18 protein-coding genes are annotated in these 23,415 nt (G+C 60.4%); 9 read left to right on the forward strand and 9 right to left on the reverse strand.

The annotated features are described in order from the left end of the window. Nucleotides 1-127: 127 nt before the first annotated feature. Entirely contained in the window at nt 128-949 is an 822-nt protein-coding gene (locus BUE38_RS21370; protein ID WP_073437295.1) for a prepilin peptidase, read from the reverse strand. Nucleotides 950-1,181: 232 nt separating this feature from the next. Between BUE38_RS21370 and nagZ the strand changes: the two genes are divergently transcribed. Beyond that, complete coding sequence (gene nagZ, locus BUE38_RS21375; RefSeq protein ID WP_073437273.1) at nt 1,182-2,195, forward strand: beta-N-acetylhexosaminidase; 1,014 nt, start codon at nt 1,182-1,184, stop codon at nt 2,193-2,195. A 21-nt stretch (nt 2,196-2,216) separates the two neighbouring features. Continuing rightward, the gene (locus BUE38_RS21380) at nt 2,217-2,795 is read left to right on the forward strand and encodes a hypoxanthine-guanine phosphoribosyltransferase (RefSeq protein WP_073437274.1); all 579 of its coding nucleotides are present in this window, start codon (nt 2,217-2,219) and stop codon (nt 2,793-2,795) included. 130 nt (nt 2,796-2,925) lie between these two features. On the opposite strand, the gene BUE38_RS21385 is transcribed toward BUE38_RS21380, so the two are convergent. Then, nucleotides 2,926-4,617, reverse strand: coding sequence for an AMP-binding protein (locus BUE38_RS21385; RefSeq protein ID WP_073437275.1), 1,692 nt, complete (start codon nt 4,615-4,617; stop codon nt 2,926-2,928). 103 nt (nt 4,618-4,720) lie between these two features. Continuing rightward, nucleotides 4,721-5,152: a MerR family transcriptional regulator gene (locus tag BUE38_RS21390; RefSeq protein WP_073437296.1), complete on the reverse strand. Its 432-nt coding sequence runs from the start codon at nt 5,150-5,152 to the stop codon at nt 4,721-4,723. Nucleotides 5,153-5,727: 575 nt separating this feature from the next. On the opposite strand from BUE38_RS21390, the gene BUE38_RS21395 reads away from it, so the two are divergent. From BUE38_RS21395 to BUE38_RS21415, 5 genes are all read left to right on the forward strand, one after another. Further along, nucleotides 5,728-6,894 (forward strand): acyl-CoA dehydrogenase family protein, encoded by a 1,167-nt coding sequence (locus BUE38_RS21395; RefSeq protein ID WP_073437276.1) that lies wholly within the window; start codon nt 5,728-5,730, stop codon nt 6,892-6,894. 67 nt (nt 6,895-6,961) lie between these two features. After that, the gene (locus tag BUE38_RS21400; RefSeq protein ID WP_073437277.1) at nt 6,962-8,194 is read left to right on the forward strand and encodes an enoyl-CoA hydratase/isomerase family protein; all 1,233 of its coding nucleotides are present in this window, start codon (nt 6,962-6,964) and stop codon (nt 8,192-8,194) included. Further along, complete coding sequence (mmsB, locus tag BUE38_RS21405) at nt 8,191-9,108, forward strand: 3-hydroxyisobutyrate dehydrogenase (protein ID WP_073437278.1); 918 nt, start codon at nt 8,191-8,193, stop codon at nt 9,106-9,108. Before BUE38_RS21400 ends, mmsB begins: the two co-directional genes overlap by 4 nt. Before the next feature lie 260 nt (nt 9,109-9,368). Next, nucleotides 9,369-10,550, forward strand: a complete 1,182-nt coding sequence (locus BUE38_RS21410; RefSeq protein ID WP_073437279.1) for an acyl-CoA dehydrogenase — start codon at nt 9,369-9,371, stop codon at nt 10,548-10,550. Between the two features lie 3 nt (nt 10,551-10,553). Beyond that, the gene (locus BUE38_RS21415; protein ID WP_073437280.1) at nt 10,554-11,843 is read left to right on the forward strand and encodes a CaiB/BaiF CoA transferase family protein; all 1,290 of its coding nucleotides are present in this window, start codon (nt 10,554-10,556) and stop codon (nt 11,841-11,843) included. A 436-nt stretch (nt 11,844-12,279) separates the two neighbouring features. Here the strand turns inward: BUE38_RS21415 and BUE38_RS21420 are convergent, their stop codons facing one another. The 5 genes from BUE38_RS21420 to ppsR form a co-directional block, all read right to left on the reverse strand. Then, on the reverse strand, nt 12,280-13,410 hold the full coding sequence (locus BUE38_RS21420; RefSeq protein ID WP_073437281.1) for a DUF1513 domain-containing protein: 1,131 nt from the start codon (nt 13,408-13,410) through the stop codon (nt 12,280-12,282). Nucleotides 13,411-13,419: 9 nt separating this feature from the next. Next, a complete protein-coding gene (locus BUE38_RS21425) occupies nt 13,420-14,457 on the reverse strand; it encodes an imelysin family protein (RefSeq protein WP_073437297.1) in 1,038 nt (345 codons plus the stop codon). A 59-nt stretch (nt 14,458-14,516) separates the two neighbouring features. Then, nucleotides 14,517-15,971, reverse strand: a complete 1,455-nt coding sequence (locus BUE38_RS21430) for a di-heme oxidoreductase family protein (protein ID WP_084542089.1) — start codon at nt 15,969-15,971, stop codon at nt 14,517-14,519. A gap of 156 nt (nt 15,972-16,127) precedes the next feature. Beyond that, entirely contained in the window at nt 16,128-17,408 is a 1,281-nt protein-coding gene (locus BUE38_RS21435; RefSeq protein WP_073437282.1) for an imelysin family protein, read from the reverse strand. Nucleotides 17,409-17,803: 395 nt separating this feature from the next. Beyond that, a complete protein-coding gene (gene ppsR / locus BUE38_RS21440; protein ID WP_073437283.1) occupies nt 17,804-18,637 on the reverse strand; it encodes a posphoenolpyruvate synthetase regulatory kinase/phosphorylase PpsR in 834 nt (277 codons plus the stop codon). Between the two features lie 406 nt (nt 18,638-19,043). Here ppsR and ppsA point away from each other — a divergent pair, with 406 nt between their 5' ends. Then, nucleotides 19,044-21,416, forward strand: coding sequence for a phosphoenolpyruvate synthase (ppsA, locus tag BUE38_RS21445; RefSeq protein ID WP_073437284.1), 2,373 nt, complete (start codon nt 19,044-19,046; stop codon nt 21,414-21,416). 388 nt (nt 21,417-21,804) lie between these two features. Further along, on the forward strand, nt 21,805-22,185 hold the full coding sequence (locus BUE38_RS21450) for a hypothetical protein (protein WP_073437285.1): 381 nt from the start codon (nt 21,805-21,807) through the stop codon (nt 22,183-22,185). 185 nt (nt 22,186-22,370) lie between these two features. Here BUE38_RS21450 and BUE38_RS21455 read toward each other — a convergent pair whose 3' ends face one another. After that, the gene (locus BUE38_RS21455; protein WP_073437286.1) at nt 22,371-23,318 is read right to left on the reverse strand and encodes a hydroxymethylglutaryl-CoA lyase; all 948 of its coding nucleotides are present in this window, start codon (nt 23,316-23,318) and stop codon (nt 22,371-22,373) included. Nucleotides 23,319-23,415: the final 97 nt, after the last annotated feature.

The raw sequence follows: 23,415 nt of genomic DNA on the forward strand, positions 1-23,415 counted from the left end.
CTTCGGTGTCCGGGCCATTGTGGTGTCCCCTGGGTTTCCCTGCTTCATCAATTTTCCAGGTCCATAAACTTTTATAGCCATTCGGCGTCCCTGTGCCGCCATTAACCCAACATGAAAGCATGCCGGGTTAATAGAACAGCGAAAGGTAGCTGGCCATCAGTGTGTCACCTGCCACGAGGCCACACCAGCCCGCCACGGCCAGCCAGGGGCCAAAGGGTAGGGGCTGGCCCCTCAGCCGAGGTATCAGCGCCTGACTCAGGATACCGACAAGCGCTCCGCTACCGGCGGCCAGCACCAGGGTCATCGGCAACATTTCCCACCCCAGCCAGGCTCCCAGCGCTGCCAATAGCTTGAAATCACCATGCCCCATTCCTTCGCGACCGGTGATCAAACGGAACAGACCGGCAAAGGTCCACAGCACCCCATAGCCGACCATGGCACCGATGACTGCGGAGTCGAGCATCTCCGGGGCACAGAGCAGCTTGTGTGCGAGTCCGGCCCACAACAGTGGTAGGGTGAGGGCATCGGGCAGCAACTGGGTCCTCAGATCAATCGCGGCCAGTGCCAGCAGCGTGAGTGCGGCGCCGGTCAGCATGAGGCTCGACAGTGTCATGCCATGAACATGAATAAGGGTAACCGCCAGGGCGGCTGCGGTAAGCTCGATGGCGGGATAGAGCAGGCCGATCGATGCATGACAGTGCGCACATCGGCCGCGGCGCTTGAGCCAGCCGATGAGCGGAATGTTGTCATGCCAGGCGATGGCGTGATGGCATTGTGGGCAATGAGAGCCGGGAAGTGCCAGTGACAGACTGGGCTCATGGTTTGGTTCCGGCTCGAGTATCGCTCGGGCCTCACTGCGCCACTGTCGAGCCATCATTTTCGGCAGTCGCTCGATGACAACGGTGAGAAAACTGCCCAGGCACAGGCCTGCCAGAGCGGTCACGAACATCAATACAGTAACGGCATGTGGGTCGCTGGACACGAAACGGCTCCTGCCTGAAGAGTATGGCCCGGCGCTTCCCTGCGGGCGCCTCTGGAATACGGCATGGGTGCCGCAGTACGGATTTCGTGGCCTATTCTAGCCATGTCATACGACGCTGTCCGGTGCGGATGGCTAGACACTGTTGCCGCGAGCGACTTTGGTCTAGAATCTCCCTCTTTTTTCGCGATCAGGTAGGCACATGACTCAGACGCTTGGACCGGTGATGATCGATCTCGCAGGCCCCGAACTGGCAGCCGACGAGCGAACCCTGCTCCAGCATCCAGCGGTCGGCGGCGTAATTCTGTTTGCGCGTAACACCGAGAATGCGGTGCAGGTACGAGAGCTCTGTCAGGCCATCCGCGAGGTCCGTCCCGACCTGCTGTTGGCCATTGACCAGGAAGGTGGTCGGGTACAGCGCCTGAAGGAGGGCGTCACTCGTATTCCGCCGATGGCACGCATCGGTCAGCAGTTCGAGCAGACCCCTGAGGTCACGATGCGTCTCTGTCAGGATACTGGCTGGCTGCTGGGCATGGAGATGGCGGCCTGTGGTCTGGACTTGAGTTTTGCGCCGGTGCTGGATATCGACCGCGGGCTCTGTTCTGTCGTAGGCAATCGCAGCTTCTCCAGCGACCCCCTGGCCGTGGCTGCCATGGCGGGGGCTTTTATCGAAGGCCTGCACGAAGCCGGGATGGTGGCGGTTGGCAAGCACTTCCCGGGTCATGGTGGCGTTAATGTCGATACCCATCATGGCGTCGCGGTGGACGAAAGGGATCTGGATACGCTACGTCAGCAGGATCTGGTGCCGTTCACGCAGCTGGCTGGGCGCCTTGATGGCGTGATGCCGGCTCATGTGGTGTTCCCTGCCTTCGATGCTCGCCCGGCCGGTTTCTCTCCGTCCTGGCTCGGGATGCTGCGTGAGAGCCTTGGTTTCAAGGGCGTAATCTTCTCGGATGACCTGAGCATGGCAGGAGCTCATGTGGCGGGAGGGCCGGCTGAGCGTGCACTGGCCGCACTGGAGGCCGGCTGCGATATGGCGTTGATCTGCAATGACCGTGCCGCGGCAGTGCAGGTGCTGGACGCCTGTGAAGGTATGACCAGCCGGCGCGCAGCACGCCTCCGTTATGCACGGGCCAGGCCTGACCTTGATGCCTTGACTGCGCTGTCACGCTGGCGTCGGGTGCATGCGCACCTGGAAGCAATGAATTCCGATTGAATCTGTTACGAGTGATTTCACATGCCTAAACTGGACCCCGTTCATAGTGCTTCGCTGGATGATATGCGTGAAGTCATGGACAACGCCGACTGTCTGATCAACCACGATGAGGTTGAGCTGGCGCTGGATCGCATGGCCGACGAGATCACTCGCGACCTGGGCGACAAGCTACCGGTCTTCTACTGTGTGATGAATGGTGGCTTGATTACCACGGGACACCTATTGCCGCGTCTGGGCTTTCCGCTGGAAGTCGACTATCTGCATGCCACTCGTTATCGCGGCAAGACTCGTGGCGGTGAGTTGTTCTGGCGGGTATCGCCGGAGATCCCCATGGCCGACCGCCATGTAGTGATCGTCGATGACATTCTCGATGAAGGTGCTACCCTGGCCGCAATCCTCGCGTACTGCCGCGAAGCGGGCGCGCGCAGCGTCTCTACGGCTGTGCTGGTGGACAAGACCCACGACCGCAAGGCCGTTCCGGACCTCAAAGCGGACTACTGCAGCCTCGAGGTCGAGGACCGCTATGTCTTCGGCTTCGGCATGGACTACAAGGGATACTGGCGCAACGCACCGGGTATCTTCGCCCCGAAGGGGATGTAGGAGATACTGAGCTACGAGCTACGAGCTACGAGCTACGAGCTACGAGCTACGAGCTACGAGCTACGAGCTACGAGCGGTCAGTCCGGTAGGAAACTGCTCGCTGCTCGTGACTCGCAGCTCAATGCTGGGGCTATAGCCCCAGCTCCTCGCTGGCCTGCTGGCGCATCTTGAATTTCTGGATCTTGCCGGTGACGGTCATCGGGAATTCGTCGACGAATTTCACGTAGCGCGGAATCTTGTAGTGGGCGATGCGGCCCTTGCAGAATGCCTTCAATCCTTCCTCATCCAGCTGTTCACCTTCCGACAGCTTCACCCAGGCCATGATTTCCTCGCCGTATCTGTCACAGGGTACACCGATGATCTGCACATCGGAGATGGCCGGATGGGTGTAGAGGAAGTCCTCGATCTCGCGGGGATAGACGTTCTCGCCGCCGCGAATGATCATGTCCTTGATGCGCCCGACGATGGTGACATAGCCTTCGTCATCCATGGTTGCCAGATCGCCGGTGTGCATCCACCCGGCCGTGTCGATCGCCTGCGCCGTCGCGGCCTCGTTGTTCCAGTAGCCGAGCATCACGCTGTAGCCTCGGGTGCACAGCTCGCCGGTTTCGCCGCGTGGCACCAGTGCCCCGGTGTCCGGGCTGACCAGCTTGACCTCGAGGTGTGGATGAATGGTGCCGACGGTGGTGACGCGCTTTTCGAGCGGTGCATCGGTGGTGGTCTGGAAGCTGACCGGACTGGTTTCGGTCATGCCGTAGCAGATGGTCACGTCCTGCATGTGCATGCGTTCGATGACCTTGCGCATGACCTCAATGGGGCAGATCGAGCCCGCCATGATGCCGGTGCGCAGCGTCGATAGGTCGTAGTCGGCGAAGTCGGGATGTTCGAGTTCGGCGATGAACATCGTGGGCACGCCGTAGAGCGCGGTAGCCTTTTCTTCGGCGACTGCCTGTAGTGTCGACTCCGGAGTAAACCCAGCCTCGGGGTAGATCATGGTGGCGCCGTGAGTGATGCAGCCCAGGTTGCCCATTACCATGCCGAAGCAATGGTAGAGCGGCACTGGAATGACCATACGGTCCTGTTCGCTGAGCTTCATGGCGCGGGCGACGAACAGACCATTGTTGAGAATATTGTGGTGAGAGAGTGTGGCGCCCTTGGGTGCGCCCGTGGTGCCGGAGGTGTACTGGATATTGATGGGGTCGTCGAACTGCAGGCTGGCCTGCACATCGGCCAGTTCTTCGGCACCTACTTCGTCGGCGCGCTCAAGCATGCGCTGCCAGGTCAGCATGCCGGGGAGGGCGCGTTGGGCATCGAGACAGATGACACGCTTGAGATCCGGAAGACCCGCCAGTCGCAGAGGTGCTGCCGTGCGTGACCGCTTCAGTTCCGGAGCGAGCTCGGCGAGAGTGCCGACATAGTCCGATGTCTTGAACTCACCCTGCAGGATCAGTGTCGAGGTGCCTGACTGTTTCAGTGCATAGTCCAGCTCATGGGTACGGTAGCTGGGGTTGATGTTGACCAGTACGGCGCCAATCTTGGCGGTGGCAAACTGGGTCAGTGCCCACTCGGCGCAGTTGGGAGACCAGATGCCGACACGGTCACCCTTGAGAACGCCCATCGCCAACAGGGCACGGGCAACACGGTCGACCTCGGCCCGCAGCTCCCGCCAGCGGTAGCGTAGTCCCTGGTGGCGGCTGATCAGGGCCTCGCGTTCGGCAAAGCGAGCGGCGGTATCATCGAAACAGTCACCAATGGTCTGGCCCTTGAGTGGCAGGTCACTGGTACCACTGACATAGCTGAGAGGAGTCGTCTGGCGTGTCATGCGGGTTCTCGATTGTTGTTGATGGTCGATTTCGTATTGGCGGAGCAGCCTGTTTATTGTGGCTTCCATGGTTGGCGCTTCGGCCCGGCTTGTAGTGGTTTGGTCAGGCTTGTTGATGCAGTTGATCCAGCGCTTCTCTGGCGCGACGCTCGACATCATCCATTTCCAGGCGCATCAGACGAATGTCCTCGACCTGGCGTTCCAGCTCTGCCCGTTTCTCGACGATGATCTCCAGCAGACGCTGAAGCTGGCGTGCGTTTCCATCCGGCATGGCGTCATACATCATCACCACCTCGCGTATCTCGGCCAGCGAGAATCCCAGGCGCTTTCCACGCAGAGTGAGTTTCAGTCGTACACGGTCCTTCTCGCGATAGATGCGCTTCTGCCCCTGACGCAACGGCGACAGCAGGCCCTCCTGCTCGTAGAAACGGATGGTGCGTGGGGTAACCTCGAACATGCGCGCCAGCTCCCCGATTGACCAGCTACGCTGTGGTCGTTCACTGGAGGTGCTTTCGCCGTGTGGGGCGTCGGTCATGATGGTGTCCTGTGGGCTCTGGTCATGTGCATGGTCACACTGGTTGTGAACGGGGCGGCCCATGTCACGTGGCACTACACTATTAACATGGCAATCAAATAGCTCATCCTGATCGATGTGATTGTCGTCCGCACCACACTGGCGCGGTCTCGCGTCGGCCTGATGGCCGACGGCGGCACGTCCCTGTGCCGCCATTAACCCAGCATGAAAGCATGCCAGGTTAATAAATGATGCCATGACTGTGTAGCGGAAAGTCCATGTTGGTGCGCTCGGGTCTTCTACAGATCCTGGATCAAGTTTACGTTAACGTAAAGTGTGGCTCGTACGACTATGGGTTGATATAGCATAAACCAAGCAAGTGCTAGGTTGGGCGGCATTCGATGACTGCTGTAGCGTCGATAAGCCCGCTTTCCGCATCGCCTGCCAGGCAATCAATGATCTGCTAGCAATGATCTGCCAGGTGCTGAACGACAGGAGTTGGCTATCGGCCTTTCATGTTATCGACTCCGATGTATTTGACACCTTGGGTTTTCGATACCCGGTTTCGACATCCCCAGGCTTGAAGAGGATTATCCATGGATTTTGCCCTGACCGAAGACCAGCAGGCACTGGTTGCCGCGGCGGCGGACTTTGCACGCGCCGAGTTGATGGAACATGCCGCAGAGTGGGATGCCAGCTCGCACTTTCCGTTGGGTGTCATCCGTCGTGCCGGGGAGGCTGGGTTTCTTGCCATCTATACGCCGGAGGAGCGGGGAGGGCTGGGGCTGTCGCGGCTTGATGCCTCGCTGATCTTCGAGCAGCTTTCCCGGGGCTGCATTGCCACGACCGCGTATCTAACCATTCACAATATGGTGACGTGGATGATTGCCAACTGGGCCTCAGAGGCGGTCCGTGAGCGCTATGTCGAGGCCATGGTCACAGGTGAGCTGTTGGGCTCCTATTGCTTGACCGAGCCGGGCGCGGGCTCGGATGCTGCCAATCTGCGCACACGAGCTACTCGGGATGGCGACCACTACGTAATCGACGGATCCAAGATGTTCATTTCCGGCGCAGGGTCCACCGAAGTGCTGGTGGTGATGGCGCGCACCGGAGAGCCCGATAGTGGTGCATCGGGCGTTTCTGCTTTCGTGGTGCCCGCCGATGCCGAGGGAGTGTCCTATGGCAAGAACGAGGACAAGATGGGCTGGAAGAGTCAGCCGACTCGTTTGATCAGTTTCGATGGCGTCCGAGTGCCGGCGGAGAACCGGCTCGGCGAGGAAGGCGAGGGATTCCGCTTCGCCATGAAAGGGCTCGATGGTGGGCGTTTGAATATCGCCAGTTGCTCGCTGGGGGCCGCCCAGCATGCGCTGCAACTGGCTCGCGACTACATGCACGAGCGCAAGCAGTTTGGTCGTGAGCTGGCTTCCTTCCAGGCGCTGCAGTTCAAGCTGGCCGATATGGCCACCGAGCTCAGTGCGGCACGTCTGATGGTTCGCCAGGCGGCATGGAAGCTTGACCAGGCCGACCCGGAAGCCACTGCCTGGTGCGCCATGGCCAAGCGGTTCGCTACCGACGTGGGATTCAAGGTCTGCAATGAAGCGCTACAGCTTCACGGAGGCTACGGCTACATTCGAGAGTACCCGCTGGAGCGTCTGGTGCGGGATACCAGAGTTCACCAGATTCTCGAGGGCACCAACGAGATCATGAGAGTGATCGTCGCCCGCCGACTGCTCGATGATGGTGTGGTTGAGGCGTTGCAGTAGCCGTTGGCGACCGTTTGTTCGACGATCATTTACCCAAGGACCGTTTACCCAACGATGGGAGAGCAGCATGACCGAAGAGCTGGTCAGGGTTGAGATGCATGCCACCGAGGATGGTGGGTACGTAGCGGTGGCGATGCTCAATTCGCCACGCACCTTGAATTCGCTGTCGCTGGAGATGGCCCGACAACTGGATGCGCGGCTACAGGAGTGGGCCGAGGATCCTGCGGTACATCTCGTCTGGCTGGACAGCGAGGGCGACAAGGCGTTCTGCGCTGGTGGTGATGTGGTCGCTCTGGTGCAGGCACTCAAGCGTGAGGAGCAGGGCGAGGGTCAGCCGGGGGATTTTGCCCGCGAGTACTTCAGTGCGGAATATCGCCTCGACTACCGGCTGCACACCTATCCCAAGCCGGTCATCGTCTGGGCCGATGGCATCGTCATGGGTGGTGGTCTGGGATTGATGGCTGGATCACGCCATCGGCTGGTCACTGAAACGTCGCGAATCGCCATGCCCGAGATCACCATCGGTCTGTATCCGGATATCGGGGCCAGTTGGTTCCTCAATCATCTGCCATCGGGTATCGGTACCTATCTCGGCTTGACCGGTGCCAATCTCGATGCACGGGATGCACTGGACCTCGGACTGGCGGACCGCTTCGTGCCACGGGAAAGTCGGCAGGCGCTGCTTGAGCGGCTGGCGAGCAGCCATATCGTGCCCGGTACCGCCGATGATGCCGAGGCGGCCGTGGCCGCCGCGCTGACAGAATTCGAGGACCGTTCGCGAGCACCCCGGGGGCGTGTCCGGAAGTGGCAGGATCACCTCCAGTCGCTCGCTCAGCAGGCGACGGTCAACGCTGCGGTGGCGGCAATTCTTGCCGATGACACCGACGATGAGTGGCTGGCAGCCAACCGCGCCAGGCTTGAGGCCGGGTGTCCCCTGAGTGCACATCTGGCCTGGCAGATGCTGGCGCGACATCGACACGGGTCGCTTGGCGATGCCTTCCGCGAGGAACTGGTGGTCTCGATCCAGTGCTGTGTGCTGGGTGACTTCGCCGAAGGCGTACGCGCCTTGCTGATCGACAAGGACAAGGCGCCGCGCTGGCGTCACCGGGATGTGGCCGGGGTCTCGGAAGCGGATCTGGCGGCGATGTTTGGTGCCCCCTGGGGGCAAGACCCTGGGCCACTGGATGACCTGCACGACAATGATCTCGGCGGCAAGGCGCGGGAGGCGACGGCATTTTCCACTCGGGGTGAGAGTTCTACCGACTCTGGAGTCAGTGATATGGAGGGAGCAGCGTCATGAAGATTGCATTCATTGGTCTCGGCAACATGGGTGCGCCGATGGCCACCAATCTGATCAAGGCGGGCTTCGAGGTTCATGTCTTCGATCTCGTCGAGGAAGCGCTCAAGGCGCTGGAAGCCGAAGGTGCCACAGTCGGCCGCAGTGCGCTGGAGATTACCGATGGTGCCGACGTGGTGGTGTCGATGCTGCCCGCGGGACGCCATGTGCGTGGCCTGTACCTGGGAACAGATAGCCTGGGGACAGACAGTGAGCCGGGGCTGTTTTCCCGCTTGAGCTCCGGCCCCTTGATCATCGATGCCTCGACCATCTCGCCGGACGACGCCCGAGTGGTGGGGGCCGCCGCTACCGAGCATGGGCTGCGCTATCTCGATGCACCGGTGTCGGGAGGTATCGGTGGGGCTCAGGCTGGCACCCTGACCTTCATCGTTGGGGGCGTTGCCGAGGACTTCGAGTCAGCGAGGCCGGTACTCGAGGCCATGGGCAAGAACATCTTCCATGCCGGCTCAGTGGGCAGCGGACAAGTTGCCAAGATCTGCAACAACATGCTGCTGGGTATTTTGATGAGCGGCACCGCCGAAGCCCTGGCGCTCGGGGTACGCAACGGCATGGATCCAGCGGTGCTGTCGGAGATCATGAAGCAGAGCAGTGGCGGCAACTGGGCGCTGAACGTCTACAACCCCTGGCCAGGCGTCATGGAGGGTTCTGCGGCGTCGCGCGATTATCGAGGGGGCTTCCTGACCGATCTCATGATCAAGGACCTGGGGCTGGCCTGGCAGCTGGCGCTGGAGTCAGGTGCGCCTGTGCCGATGGGATCCGAGGCGCGTAATCTATTCATGCAACACAGCGCTCAGGGCAATGGCAAGCTGGATTTCTCGAGCATACAGTGGTTTTACCGGGCAGGCATGGAGAGCTGAGCGGACAGGGAAATTGTTCAGCAGGGGTTGGCAGGAAAGCTCATTAGGTCTACATTTGTTAAAAATGTAGACATTTTACAGGGATGGCAGCGTCTCTGCTGCTGTCGAGATGGCAGTTGAGATGGCAGTTGAGATTGTCGCTGAGACTGCTGCCGAGCCGCTTTCCGCGGGATCATCTTCTGTGCAATGGATCCTGCCGCAAGCCTCGTCACAGGACAAACCCTGTCACAAGCCCTATCACCAGACAAAGAGTTGCCACTATGAGCCAGATTACCCCGATGAGCTGGGAAGACCCCTTCCGCCTGGTTGACCAGCTCAGTGAAGAAGAACGCATGGTCCAGCAGACCGCGCACGATTACTGCCAGGACAAGTTGATGCCGCGAGTGCTCGAGGCCAATCGCCACGAGCGCTTCGATCGCGAGATTCTCAGTGAGATGGGGGAGTTGGGACTGCTCGGCGCCACCATTGATGGCTATGGCTGCGCTGGCATGAGCTACGTCAGCTATGGCCTGATCGCTCGTGAGGTCGAGCGGGTCGACTCCGGTTACCGTAGCGCCATGAGTGTACAGTCGAGTCTGGTGATGTACCCGATTCACGCCTTCGGCAGCGAGGCCCAACGCGAACGTTACCTGCCGAAACTGGCAAGTGGAGAATGGGTGGGCTGCTTTGGCCTGACCGAACCAGATCACGGCTCGGATCCGGGCAGCATGGCAACCCGTGCCCAGCGGACTGAGTCCGGCTGGCGGCTCAATGGCACCAAGACCTGGATTACCAACTCACCGATCGCCGATGTGTTCGTGGTCTGGGCGAAGGACGATGAGGGTGTGATCCGTGGCTTTATTCTCGAGAAGGATATGCCCGGACTGTCGGCGCCGAAGATCGAAGGCAAATTCAGTCTGCGCGCTTCGATTACCGGTCAGATTGCTATCCAGGATGTCGAGGTCTCCGACGATCAGCGTCTGCCTGGCGTGCAGGGGCTCAAGGGGCCGTTTTCCTGTCTCAACCGCGCACGTTACGGCATCAGTTGGGGTGCCATGGGAGCCGCCGAGGCATGCTGGCATGCGGCACGTGACTACACCCTGGAGCGCAAGCAGTTCGGCCGTCCTCTGGCGGCCAACCAGTTGATCCAGAAGAAGCTTGCCGATATGCAGACCGAGATTGCCCTGGGGCTGCAGGCTTCGCTGCGTACCGGCCGAATGATCGATGAAGGGCAACTGGTGCCAGAAGTGATTTCCCTGATCAAGCGCAACAACTGCGGCAAGGCGCTGGACATCGCCAGGGTCGCGCGGGACATGCACGGCGGCAATGGAATTTCCGACGAATATCATGTGATTCGCCATGTCATGAACCTCGAGGCGGTCAACACCTATGAGGGCACTCACGATGTGCATGCGCTGATTCTTGGCCGTGCCCAGACCGGAATTCAGGCATTCACGGGTTGAGTCATGCATAAGTTCTCGCAACCGGGTTCTGTGACAGAGGGTGCGGCAACAGGACGTACGACCCCAGCCCCACTGGCCGGGGTCACCGTGCTGGACATGTCTCGAGTACTGGCTGGCCCGTGGTGTGGCCAACTGCTCGCGGACCTGGGGGCTCGCGTGATCAAGATCGAGCATCCTGAACGTGGTGACGATACTCGCGGCTGGGGGCCTCCCTGGCACTGTCGAGAACGTCACCACCATCGGGAGCGTCAGGAAGGTCAGGAAAACCTGGAGGATCCCGAGCGTCAGGCGGCGTACTACCTGTGCGCCAATCGCGGCAAGCAGTCGCTGGCAGTGGATATTGCCAGTGAGTCCGGCCAGCAATTGATCCATGCTCTGGCGCGGGGCGCTGACATCGTGCTCGAGAACTTCAAGGTCGGAGGGCTGGCGCGCTATGGCCTGGATGCCGAGAGTCTGCGCCGTACCAATCCCGCGCTGATCGTGTGCTCGATCACCGGCTTCGGCCAGGACGGTCCCTATGCGCACCGGGCCGGATACGACTTCATGATCCAGGCGATGGGCGGATTGATGAGCCTGACCGGCGAGGCCGACGGCATGCCAATGAAGACCGGCGTCGCCATCACCGATGTGATGACCGGTCTGTACGCCACCATTGGTGTCCTCGCAGCGTTGAACCAACGCCGCGAGAGCGGAGAGGGCAGCCATATCGATCTGGCGCTGCTGGATGTGCAGGTCGCGACACTGGCCAATCAGGCGCTCAACGCGCTGGTCAGCGGCCAGGCGCCCGAACGCCACGGCAATGCCCATCCCAATATCGTTCCCTATCAGGCTTTCGCCTGTGCCGATGGCCATCTGGTGTTGACAGTGGGCAATGATGGCCAGTTTGCGCGTCTGGCGCGTTTGTTGGGGCATGCCGAATGGTGTGAGGGGCCCTGGGCGACCAATGAGGGGCGAGTCGCCTGGCGCAAGGAACTGGTACCGCTGGTTCAGGCCGAACTGTTGAAACGTGGTCGTGAGGAATGGCTGGCCGAGTTCGAGGCGCTGGGAATTCCCGCAGGGCCGATTCATACACTACCCGAAGTGCTGAGCGACCCCCAGGTCCAGCATCGGGAAATGGCCCGACAGCTGGACGGCGTGCCGCAGGTGGCCAATCCGTTACGGTTCAACGGAGTCAGTGCCACAGGGCAGCAGCCGCCACCGGGGTTGGGTGAACACAGTGAGCGTATTCTCACCGAGATGGGACTCTCCGCGGCGGATATCCAGCGACTGCGCGAGGAAGGGGTGGTTCGGTAAAAATCAGCTACGAGCTACGAGCTACGAGCTACGAGCTACGAGCTACGAGCTACGAGCTACGAGCAGCTCAAGCTATAAGCTGTAAGTGACTTCAGCTGGGAGCCATGAGCACGCTACGCTCGAGCTGAACCCCGAACCTCGATTCCTGAGCCAAGGCGCGTAATCATCAGGTCGGCTCTGGGCAGCTCGCCACTCGTTGCTCGTGTCTCGAAGCTGGGGCTGTCAGGTTGGCACTGGGCAGCTCGCCACTCGTTGCTCGTGTCTCGAAGCGGGTCCATCAGGCTGACACTGGACAGCTCGCCACTCGTTGCTCGTGTCTCGAAGCTGGGTCCATCAGGTCGGCACTGGGCAGCTCGCCACTCGTTGCTCGTGTCTCGACGCTGGGGCTGTCAGGTCGGCACTGGGCAGCTCGCCACTCGTTGCTCGCCGCTCGCCGCTATGTCAGATGATTATCCCAGCGCAGTGGTAGCTCGTTTAGTGTGGTCAATTGGCCCTTCATATCGAGATGGCTGACCCTGCCGGTGCCACTGGTGACCAGGTAGCCGCCCTGACCGTCACAACGGGCGCCGGCGGCATCATCCAATGCCGGGCTGGCCATCAGTTCCCCGCTGTGGCGGTTGATCATGACGACACGCCCGGCGCGTGGTGCCGTGATCAGTGCACTGGGAGCATGGTGGCTGATGGCGACGCTGGCGGTGTAGGAGGCCAGTGATGTCTGCAGTGACTCAGGCAGGTCGGTCTCCGTGAACTTTCCGTCGGCGGCGCGTCGTGCAATCAATGGGTGGTCGGTTTCCCACTCGGGTCCCTGGAACTGGTAGCCGGCGATGACTTCTCCCTCCGGGCCAATATCCAGGTGACGGCAACTGAGCTGGTGATGAGAAGGCCGGTGACGCTCGATGACCTCGCCACTGCGGCGGTCGATCAACAGCAGCGCAGGGTCCATGTCTTCGAGGTTGAGCTTGATGCGTCCCATGTCGGGGTGTGTCTTGATGCCACCGAGCGCCACGGCCAGTGTCTCTCCATCGGGCATCAGTGCCACTTCGTGGGGGCCGATACCTGCCAGCTCGAAATCTTCCTCCAAGCGGTAGCCGTGTTCGGCGTCATAGACGCGGATCAGGCCCATGGCATCGTCGATTCGATTGGCGGTGACATAGAGGCGACGACCGCTCGGCTCGAAGACGCCGTGGCCGTAGAAGTGATGGCCATCTCCTGCCTCTATCTCATGCAGGGGCTGGCGTCGGCGCGGATCAATAACATGCAGACGGGTGCCGGGGCGGCGGGCAAACAGTACCGCCTGGGTGTGACCGGGGCGTAGGCAGCCGCCATGACAGCGCTCGGGTACCGGAAGCAGGAAGTGCTCGCTGGCATCCCGGCTCAGCCCCGCCAGAAAGTGTTGGCCATCAAGGTTATCGACGGCGCTGAAGAACCACCGGCGTTGAGCAGTGTTGCCTTCGTAGCGGCTGGCCATGGCTCTCAGAGGCAGTGGCATACTCGCTGCGGCGAGGCTGCCCAGTCCCAGCTTGAGCAAGCGGCGCCGCTGCTGGTCAGTGCACGGGAGTCGATGCATGTTCATGGCTCAATCGCCGTCACTGGAGTTGAAGCCCCGTACGACTCCCAGAGCCACTGCAATCTGCTGATTCAGCAGCTCTCGAAGCTGGGCGACCTCGATATAGAGAGTGGTCAACTGGGCAAGCGCCTGGTCGTCTTCCAGTCCGGTGGCGATGCCGCTCTGCAGCGATTCGGCCTGGTCGATGGTATCGCTGAGCTGGGTTTCGAAGGCATCCGCCAGTTCATCCTGCTGGTGGGATTCCAGTATCTGTCGCAGGCCCGGTGCAAAGCCCTGCTGGAGGCCATGCAGACTGCCGGCTATCAGCGCCACGGAAGCATCGCTGCGCCAGGCTTCCGCCAGGTAGTGATTGGCGGGCGATCCCATCATGCCCAGGGGCTCTCCGAGGCGCTTGTCTTCAAGGCTATCGAGCAGTTGCATGGCGCCATGTAGGGTGGCGGTGGTGTAGCTGTCGGTCGCGAGGTAGTGATCGCCGAAGTCTGTCCAGTCCGTGGCCAGAGCGGCACTGGTGTCAGCCAGGTGGCCGCTGATGGATTGTAATAGCGAGCAGGGCAGAGGGTCGCTGAGTTGGCGCTCGTCCATTGCTTCGTCGTAGAGCAGATACTCGAGGGCAGGAAACCCCTGTTCAGCGACCCCGGCATTGTCGATATCGGACTGGGTGATGGGTTGTGGCTGGCCGTCTGTGGGCTGGAGCAACCGCGATGCCATGCGAGTGCCGACCAGGTTCTTGCGGTCCGGCCAGAACTGCATCTGCCAGGCGCGGCTATCGACCTCGATGGGACCAAAGTCCACCAGACGTATGGCCTGCCAGTCCTGGTAGGCCTGCAGCCACTGTGCATCGAGGTGGTTGCGGGAGTCTTCATCGGGGGCGGCACAGTAGTCCGACGCTGCCTGCTTCAGCTCATCTGTGCTGGTGGCCAGCGCCGCATAGAGCGTGCCGAGATCGGTGTGCCAGCGTTGGCGTGCAGCAGCGTCATCGGTCGATTCGGCCTGTGCTGATGCTGGTAGCGACAACACCAGAGCCAGCGGTAGCAGCGTCAGGGCCATTGGTTTCGAGCTAAACAGCCACGGGGTCAATGGTTTCAGCTCAGAGTGGGAACCAGCGCTCATAGTGACTCCAGGAAGCGGATCAGGGCAGTGCGTTGTGCGGATGGCAAGTCAGCGTAGGCATGGGTCGCCGTCTCGGCTTCGCCACCATGCCAGAGAATGGCCTCTTCCAGGCTGCGAGCTCGGCCATCGTGCAGGAAACCGGCCAGTGGATTGATCTGCTGTGCCAGGCCGATCCCCCACAGCGGAGGCGTTCGCCACTCCCGACCGTTGGCCAGAAACTCCGGGCGCTGGTCGGCAAGGGCATCTCCCATGTCGTGCAACAGTAGGTCGCTGTAGGGCCACAGGGTCTGGCCTGCCAGCTCTGGACGCTGGGTGCTGTCCGGGGTCGTCAGGCGTGGTCGATGGCAGGACGCACACCCGATCTCGTTGAAGGTATTGGCGCCCAACTGGACCTCGGCATCATCCATGTCCCGACGCTGTGGCACGGCAAGGCTACCGGCGTAGAAGGTGATGAAGTCGGCGACCTTGTCGGTGACCTCCGGGGTGCCGCCGTTGGCGAATTCATCACAGGCCTGCTCGGGCATGCAATCGGTGTCCGGCACCAGAGAGGAAGTCAGGCCCATATCACCGGCAAAGGCATGCAGGCTCTGCTGCTCGATAGTCGGCTCACCGGCCTTCCAGCCGAAGCGGCCGAGTGTGGTGCTTTCGCTGCGTAGATCCCAGACCCGATTGGGTCTGCCGGAAATGCCGTCGCCGTCCTCATCATCCGGGTCGGCCCAGGCCAGGATCTGCGCCTCATCGACCGCTTCGAGCAACCCCAGGCCGATCATTGGTGGTGCAACACGGGGGGAGGTCAACAGCTCATCTGGCAACTCGCCGTAGGTGGGGCTGATGATGCGGTACTCGGGCACTCGCAACTCGACGCGACTGCCATCGCCCAATTCGACGTCGCGCGGTGTATAGCTGAGCTGCATCTCCGCTTCCGGAAGCGCTCCCGGAATGGCCGCGGTCTGCAACTGGCGGCCGTAATGGGGCACGGGCACCGCGCCGGTGCGCTCGACCAGTTCGTCATCGTCTTCCCCCGGGGGCAATGACAGGCGCAGAAACAGCGACACTGAGCGTTCGTCACCGGCGGGAGGATTGCCGCGGCCGTCCTTGATATGGCAGCCCTGACAACTGTTGGTATTGAGCAGCGGACCGAGGCCGTCACGGGCATCGGTGCTGGCCGGCGCCACCACCCAGGGATTGCGGAAGAAGCTGTTGCCGACGCTGAAATCGAGACGCCCGGTCATCGGCAGGTTGCCCAGCGGCAGGGAATAGGCATTGTGATCAAATTGTTCGACGGAGCCATCGCCACCGGTCATGGGGGTACGCTGTAGATTAGCGTGAGAGCTGCGTTGCTCGGCGTTCACAGCCAGGGTAGGGGCGGACAACAGAGCCAGGGTAATGGCCAGCAGCACAGGCCCGCGAATAGGGCGTAGCACTGGGTTGGTATCAGAACGGGCGGACATGAGGGATGACAGACTCCATACAGACTCTATATAGAAGAAGGGCCACACGTCAGGGACGTGCGGCGCTATCGACTATCGTTGATCAGGACGCGCCCGATGTAACACCGCCACACTCGGATATGGTTCCGCTACATTCGGCATATGGCGCCGCCACACCTAGAACGTATGGCCAGCGTCATCCGGTTGCAGCGAGCTAACACCCAGAGCACCGGCAGCCTGCTCGATGGAGCCGGTCTGCGACACCAGCGCCAGGATGGCATTGTTGACCACTTCGGCACCCTCGGCGTTGTCCGGAGCAATCATCATGTCAAAGGTCATCGGAGATTCATTGTCTTCAGCTCTGGCCTTGAGGTCGCTCAACGCTGCCATGGACGCCTTGAGTTCATGATCAAGCTGGGCGGCCAGGTCGGCGTCCTGCTGTTCGAGCAGTGACTCGAGTGAGGCACCATCGAAGTCAGTACCATCGCTGCGCTGGTAGTGGCCGGTATAGACGTTCTGGATACCGAGGCCATTGTAGTAGTGGGAGTTATGGGTGTTGTCGCTGAAGCAGTCGTGCTCGTCCTCATAGGAGTTGGCTTCCAGCGCCACCTTCATGCGCTCGCCAGCCAACTCGCCCAGTGACAGCGAGCCCATACCGAACAGCATACGACGCAGGCCTTCAGCGGCAGGTTCGGCAAGTAGCTCGGAGCGGTAGTTCTCCTCGGCAATGGGGGCCCACTGATTGACCATCCACTCCAGGTCCTCGACCAACAGGTCGCTGGCGGCAGCCAGATAGGCACGGCGGCGATCACAGTGGTCATTGGTGCAGGCTTCGCCGACGACGAAGTCGGTGACTTCACGCTCACCGGCCCCCGCTTCGTAGCCGTGGGGGTCCTGACCCCAGAGCAGAAACTCGATGGCGTGATAACCGGTGGCCACATTGGCCTCGGAGCCACCGATCTCATTGAGGCTGGCCAGCAGTTCCGGGGTGATCTCGCTGACATCGATGTTCTCGCCACCGATGTTGATCGTGGATGAGGCGATGATATTGGCGGTGGCACCGGCATTGCCCAGTTCGTGCTGATAGCCATCGGCTTCAACGTAATCGATCAGCCCCTCATCCAACGGCCAGGCGTTGAGCTGACCTTCCCAGTCGTCGACGATGGGGTTGCCGAAACGGAAGACTTCGCTCTGCTGGTAGGTGACGCGGGCGTCCCGCCAGGCCGAGCGAGCCGCTGCCAGCGTCTCGGGAGTCGGTGAAGCGAGCAGCGCTTCGATGGACTCGTCGAGAGCTCTGGCCGTTCTCAACGCATCGGTGTAGACGGTATGCGCAAGATCCGCGTAGTGAGTCACGACCTGCTCAGGAGTGACATCTTCCGCCTGAGCGGCAAATGGCATGGCAAGGGCGCTGACTGCGACAATGGCAGACAGCGGACGACGGGCGAGACGATGGGTCATGATGGAGCCCTCGATTTGTTGAATCGTTTTCGAAGCCACTGAACGTAGAGGATCAGTGCCTGATGCCTGCGTACTGATTTTCAAGACCGGTTTTCAAGACCAGCTTTTCAAGATCGGCTTTTCCAGACCGGTTCTTCAAGGCCGTCTTTCAGGATCGGTCTGTCGTGACCGGGTTTTCGAGATCGGGCTGACGGTGCGCTGGATCTTCTGACCCTGTGTGGCGAATTGTGGTCGATCGCGCAAGGGCTTGTGCGACGGGCACCACCGTCACTGTATTTGATAGTAACGAGATTCAATCTCATTGCAAGTTGAACATCCGAGGTAGGGGGGCCTCGAGTGCTGATGCTCGAAAAGGCACAGGCGAGGGGCACCCATGCCTCGGTCGACGACGGCTGTCAGCGGGGTGAGAAGCGGCGATTGATGCCGGTTTCGGCAATCATGCGGGTCGAGATTTCCTCGATGGAAAAGCGCGTGGTGTCGATGAAGGGAATATGCAGTTTACGGTACATCGTCTCGGCCTGGGCGACTTCCTGCATGCACTGGTCGATGGAGCTGTAGCGGCTGTTGGGCCGACGCTCGTGGCGGATGGCGGAGAGGCGGCGTGGATCGATGGTCAACCCGAACAGCTTGTGGCGATGGCGGGCCAGTACCGCCGGCAGCTTGAGCGTGCCGCTTTCGTCCTGGTCATCCTCGGTCAGGGGGTAGTTGGCGGCACGTACGCCGAACTGCAGGGCCAGATACAGCGAGGTCGGTGTCTTGCCACAGCGTGAGACTCCCACGAGGATGACGTCCGCCTTGTCGTACTGATGGGTGCGCGCGCCGTCGTCATTGTCGAGAGCAAAGTGCACCGAATGGATGCGATCCATGTAGGCATCGTCGCTGGCGATCGCGTGAGTACGGCCGACGCTGTAGGAAGAGTGGGTTTCCAGCTCTCGCTCGAGTGGTTCGAGGAATGTCGAGAAGATATCGACCTTGAACCCCGGTGCCGAACGAATGACGTCACGGATATTCTCGTCGACGATGGTATCGATGATGATCGGCTGAGCGCCGTCACGAATCGCCGTGGCCTCGATGATGCTGACCAGGGATCGCGCTTTCTCGATGGTGTCGATATAGGGCTTGGTCAGTTTGCGAATATCCACATTCTCGAACTGTGCAAGCAGGCTGCGGCCGAGGCTTTCTGCGGTAATACCGGTGCCGTCGGAGATGAAAAAGGCGGTACGAGTCATGTCTGGCCCCTAGTGATCAATGTTCGCATTGTCTCCGCCGCCAGAGTTCTTCACAAGGCGAGGACCGCCACAAGACAGGGATCATCACAAGACAGAGGTCATTACAGGGTCAGGACCATCACATGCGGGTTGTCGGGAGGCGTATGGCGAGCGGCGCCTGTAACCGGACATGGGGAAGCCTTGATGGACTGCCAGGCGAGCCACCGGGCGGGCTCGAAGCTGCCCATTGGTGCAGTGAGTGAGTTGCTCGACTACACAATATGCAGGAAATCGGCAGCTGTTGTAAAAATCCTCCAGTGACTTCGCTGTTAGACTAATGGCGAATATGGTGGGGCGCTGATAAAGTCGCCAGCATCCATTCTTGACGACGCAACATCACTGAGACGTCGGCCTCCAGGGGGATTACGTGGAAAAGTACATTGTGTGGTTCGATCAGCTTGGCATGAATGATGTTGAGCGTGTCGGAGGCAAGAATGCCTCGTTGGGCGAAATGATTTCCAACCTGGCTGGGGCTGGTGTCACGGTGCCCGGCGGATTCGCCACCACCGCGGAAGCCTACCGCGAATTCCTCTCCCACCAGGGACTGAATGATCGCATCAACGCGGAATTGGCACGCCTGGATGTGGACGATGTCGCGGCACTGGCGAAAGCCGGCTCGACGATTCGCCAGTGGGTCACCGACACTCCGCTGCCACCGGCCTTTGAAGCAGCTCTGGCCGAAGCCTACGACCACATGCTCAGTCAGCATCCCAACCTCAAGGTGGCCGTGCGTAGCTCCGCCACTGCCGAGGATCTGCCGGATGCTTCCTTTGCTGGTCAGCAGGAAACCTTCCTCAATATCGAGGGCTACGAGAACATCAAGCGCGCGGTACATGAAGTTTTCGCTTCGCTGTTCAATGACCGGGCGATTTCCTATCGCGTACATCGCGGCTACGCCCACGAGAATGTCGCTCTGTCCGCCGGTGTGCAAAAGATGGTGCGCTCCGAGACGGGAGCCAGCGGTGTCATGTTTACCCTGGATACTGAGTCCGGCTTCCGTGATGCGGTGTTCGTGACGTCCTCCTGGGGACTTGGCGAAACCGTCGTGCAGGGCGCCGTCAACCCGGATGAATTCTACGTCCACAAGTCGACGCTGGCCGCCGGTCGTCCGGCGGTGCTGCGTCGTAACCTGGGTTCCAAACTGATCAAGATGGTCTATACCGATGACGCCAGTGCCGGGCGTTCGGTTGCTACCGTTGATGTTCCGCTGGCCGACCGCATGCGCTTCAGCATCAATGACGAGCAGATCATGTCGCTGGCGCGTCAGGCGGTGATCATCGAGCAGCACTATGGCCGCCCGATGGACATCGAATGGGCGCTGGATGGTGACGACAACGAGTTGTACATCGTCCAGGCGCGTCCCGAGACGGTTGTCTCCCAGCAGGAGGGTGGCTCACTGGAGCGTTTCCAGCTCAAGGAAAAGGGCCGTACCCTGGTGACCGGGCGTGCTATTGGTCAGCGGATTGGCCGTGGCGAGGTCAAGGTGGTCATGTCGCCGGACGACATGGACAAGATCAACTCAGGCGATGTGCTGGTCACCGACATGACCGACCCGGATTGGGAGCCGATCATGAAGCGCGCCTCGGCCATCGTTACCAATCGTGGTGGGCGTACCTGTCACGCGGCAATCATTGCTCGCGAACTGGGCATCCCGGCAGTGGTCGGTTGTGGCGATGCCACGGCGGCACTGGAAGATGGGCGTGATGTCACGGTGTCCTGTGCCGAAGGGGATACTGGCCATGTCTATGATGGTTTGCTGGAATTCGATCGCAGTGTTACCAGCGTCGATGCCATGCCGGAAATACCGTTCAAGATCATGATGAACGTGGGTAACCCGGACCGTGCCTTCAGCTTTGCTTCACTGCCGAATGCCGGTGTTGGTCTTGCGCGCCTCGAGTTCATCATCAATCGCATGATCGGTGTGCATCCCAAGGCTCTGCTGGATTACGATACTCTGCCCACCGAACTGCAGCAGACCATCGACGTGCGTACTGCGGGTTACACCGATCCGGTCAGTTTCTATGTCGACAAGCTGGTCGAGGGCATTTCGACGCTGGCGGCAGCCTTCTACCCGCAGCGGGTGATCGTGCGCATGTCGGACTTCAAGTCCAATGAGTACGAGAATCTGATCGGCGGCAAGATGTACGAGCCTGGTGAAGAGAACCCGATGCTCGGCTTCCGCGGCGCCTCGCGCTACATCTCGGAAAGCTTCCGTCCCTGCTTCGAGCTGGAGTGTCGGGCGATGAAGCGCGTGCGCGACGAGATGGGCCTGGACAACGTAGAGCTGATGGTTCCGTTCGTGCGCACGCTGGGCGAAGCCAGCGAGGTGGTCGACCTGCTCGCCGCCAACGGTCTCAAGCGTGGTGACAATGGCCTCAAGGTCATCATGATGTGCGAACTGCCGACCAACGCCCTGCTGGCCGATGAGTTCCTCGAGTACTTCGATGGTTTCTCGATCGGTTCCAACGACCTGACTCAGCTGACGCTGGGGCTGGATCGTGACTCCGGCATCGTCGCGCACCTGTTCGACGAGCGTGACCCGGCGGTCAAGAAACTGCTGTCCATGGCCATTCAGGCCTGCAATGCCAAGGGCAAGTACATCGGCATCTGCGGCCAGGGGCCTTCGGATCATCCGGAACTGGCCAAGTGGCTGATGGAGCAGGGCATCGACTCGGTGTCGCTCAACCCGGACGCCGTACTCGAAACCTGGTTCATGCTGGCGGGTGAAACCCTCGACTGAATCTGACCTGAGCTGTTCCACCAACGCCGCGGCCATCCCGCGGCGTTGGTGTTTATGGGCCTTGGGCAGGCCTTGAGCCCGTGGTTGTCAGCCCTGTCAGGATGTCGTGAATTGGCGACACTGGTGCAAAAGTCAGGGAGAGTTGTGCAGATGGGCTGTTTCACCGCCGCAAGCAGGTAGACTGGGTGCGCTATTACCGTGGCAATCAAGTCGATCATCCTGACCGATCTTGATTGTCGCCCGCGCTACACCGGCACAGATGCGTGGATCTGCTGGTGTGACGCGGGCTCGCGCCGGCCGGGGGGCCGACGGCGGCACGTCCCTGTGCCGCGAGTGACCCGACATGAAAGCTTGTCGAGTCAATAAACAAGCCGTTGGAGGACTTGTCATGAATAAACTGTTCACCGTTGCTGGCAAGAATGCCGTTCTGGCTGTTCTGTTGGCCTCATCCCTGGCCCTGGTGTCAGGTGCCGCTTCGGCCGATGATGATTGGGATGACGACTGGGACGACCGTCGCCATCGTTACCATCATCATGACGATGATGATTACGAGGACGCCCGCGAAGAGTATCGGGAAGCGCGTGAGGAGTACCGCGAAGCCCAGCGCGAGTATCAGGAAGCACGACGTGATCGCGAGCGCTACTATCAACGGGATCGTGACTGGCAGCGGGATAGCTATTATCAGGGCAACCGCTATGACGATCGGCAGACGATCAACAGCGCTGCTGACCAGGTGATCAATGAAGTCGTGCGTCAATTGATCAACTAGAGTTGACTCAACTGGGTTGGCTGAGCGTGGATAATCGAGCGCAGGGTTGTAAAAGGTCCAGAACCCAAGCCATGTCAGAACGAAATGCCCCCTCTGGAGCTCATGCGGCTCGAGAGGGGGCATTCTGTCTTGAGGGTCGGCTATCGGCCCCTCTCGCCATTCAGAGATTCCTGCAGCTCTCGTCCTCAGTTACCAGCATGCTCCTTCACAAGATCCGGTACGGCATGAAGGTTGAGGCGGTGCCCAGCCTTGAGAACCTGGCTCGGTACATCATGATGCACCAGGGCTGGCAGTTGCGAAGCGGCCTCAAGAATCTGTTCCAGAGCAATACCTGTGCGATAGCCCATAAGTTCCAGCATATGCACGAGATCCTCGGTACATACGTTGCCAGTGGCGCCAGGAGCATAGGGGCAGCCACCGAGTCCACCGAGGGCGCTGTCGAAGCGGTCGGCACCAGCTTCAATTGCCGCCAGGGCATTACTTAATGCCATGCCCCGGGTGTTATGCAGGTGCACCGTGAGCTGTAGGTTGTGAAATCGCTCTCTGAACTTGTCCACCACCTCGGCGACCTGAGTGGGGTAAGCCATGCCGGTGGTGTCACAGAGGGTAATGCCACGCACCCCTTGTTCTGCGAAGCGCTCTACCCACGAGAGTACTGTTTCGAGCGGTATATCACCTTCCATGGGACAGCCAAAGGCGGTTGAGAGTGAAACATTGATCGCGGTACGGGTCGGCTGTATCTCCTTGATTACCTCGCTCAGACCGTGAAATGACTGCTCACATGTCATCCTCAGGTTGGAGAGGTTATGGCTCTCACTAGCTGACATGACGAGATTGGCCTCATCGACATCACAGGACAGCGCGCGTTCAGCGCCACGTAGATTCGGCACCAGAACCGTGTAATCGATACCGGGGTGGCGTTTGATCCCTTTCATCACCTGTTCGGCATCGCGCAGTGCTGGAATCGCTTTCGGCGATGTGAATGAGGTTACTTCGATCCTGGCATAACCACACTGGCTCAGTTGATTGATAAGCTTGATTTTTTCGTCAGTGTCCACAAATCTTGCTTCATTCTGGAAGCCATCACGTGTAACGACCTCCTGCATATATATCTTCTTGTTGTTGCCTTGCATGGTACTTGTCTCTCACTGCTGGTTGGATGATGCCCCTATCCATCATGGGGTCGTCAGGTATCTGGTGGGGGGCTCCACGTATCGGCTGCAGCCCAGG

Source organism: Halomonas cupida (genome assembly GCF_900142755.1).
Taxonomy (GTDB): domain Bacteria; phylum Pseudomonadota; class Gammaproteobacteria; order Pseudomonadales; family Halomonadaceae; genus Halomonas; species Halomonas cupida.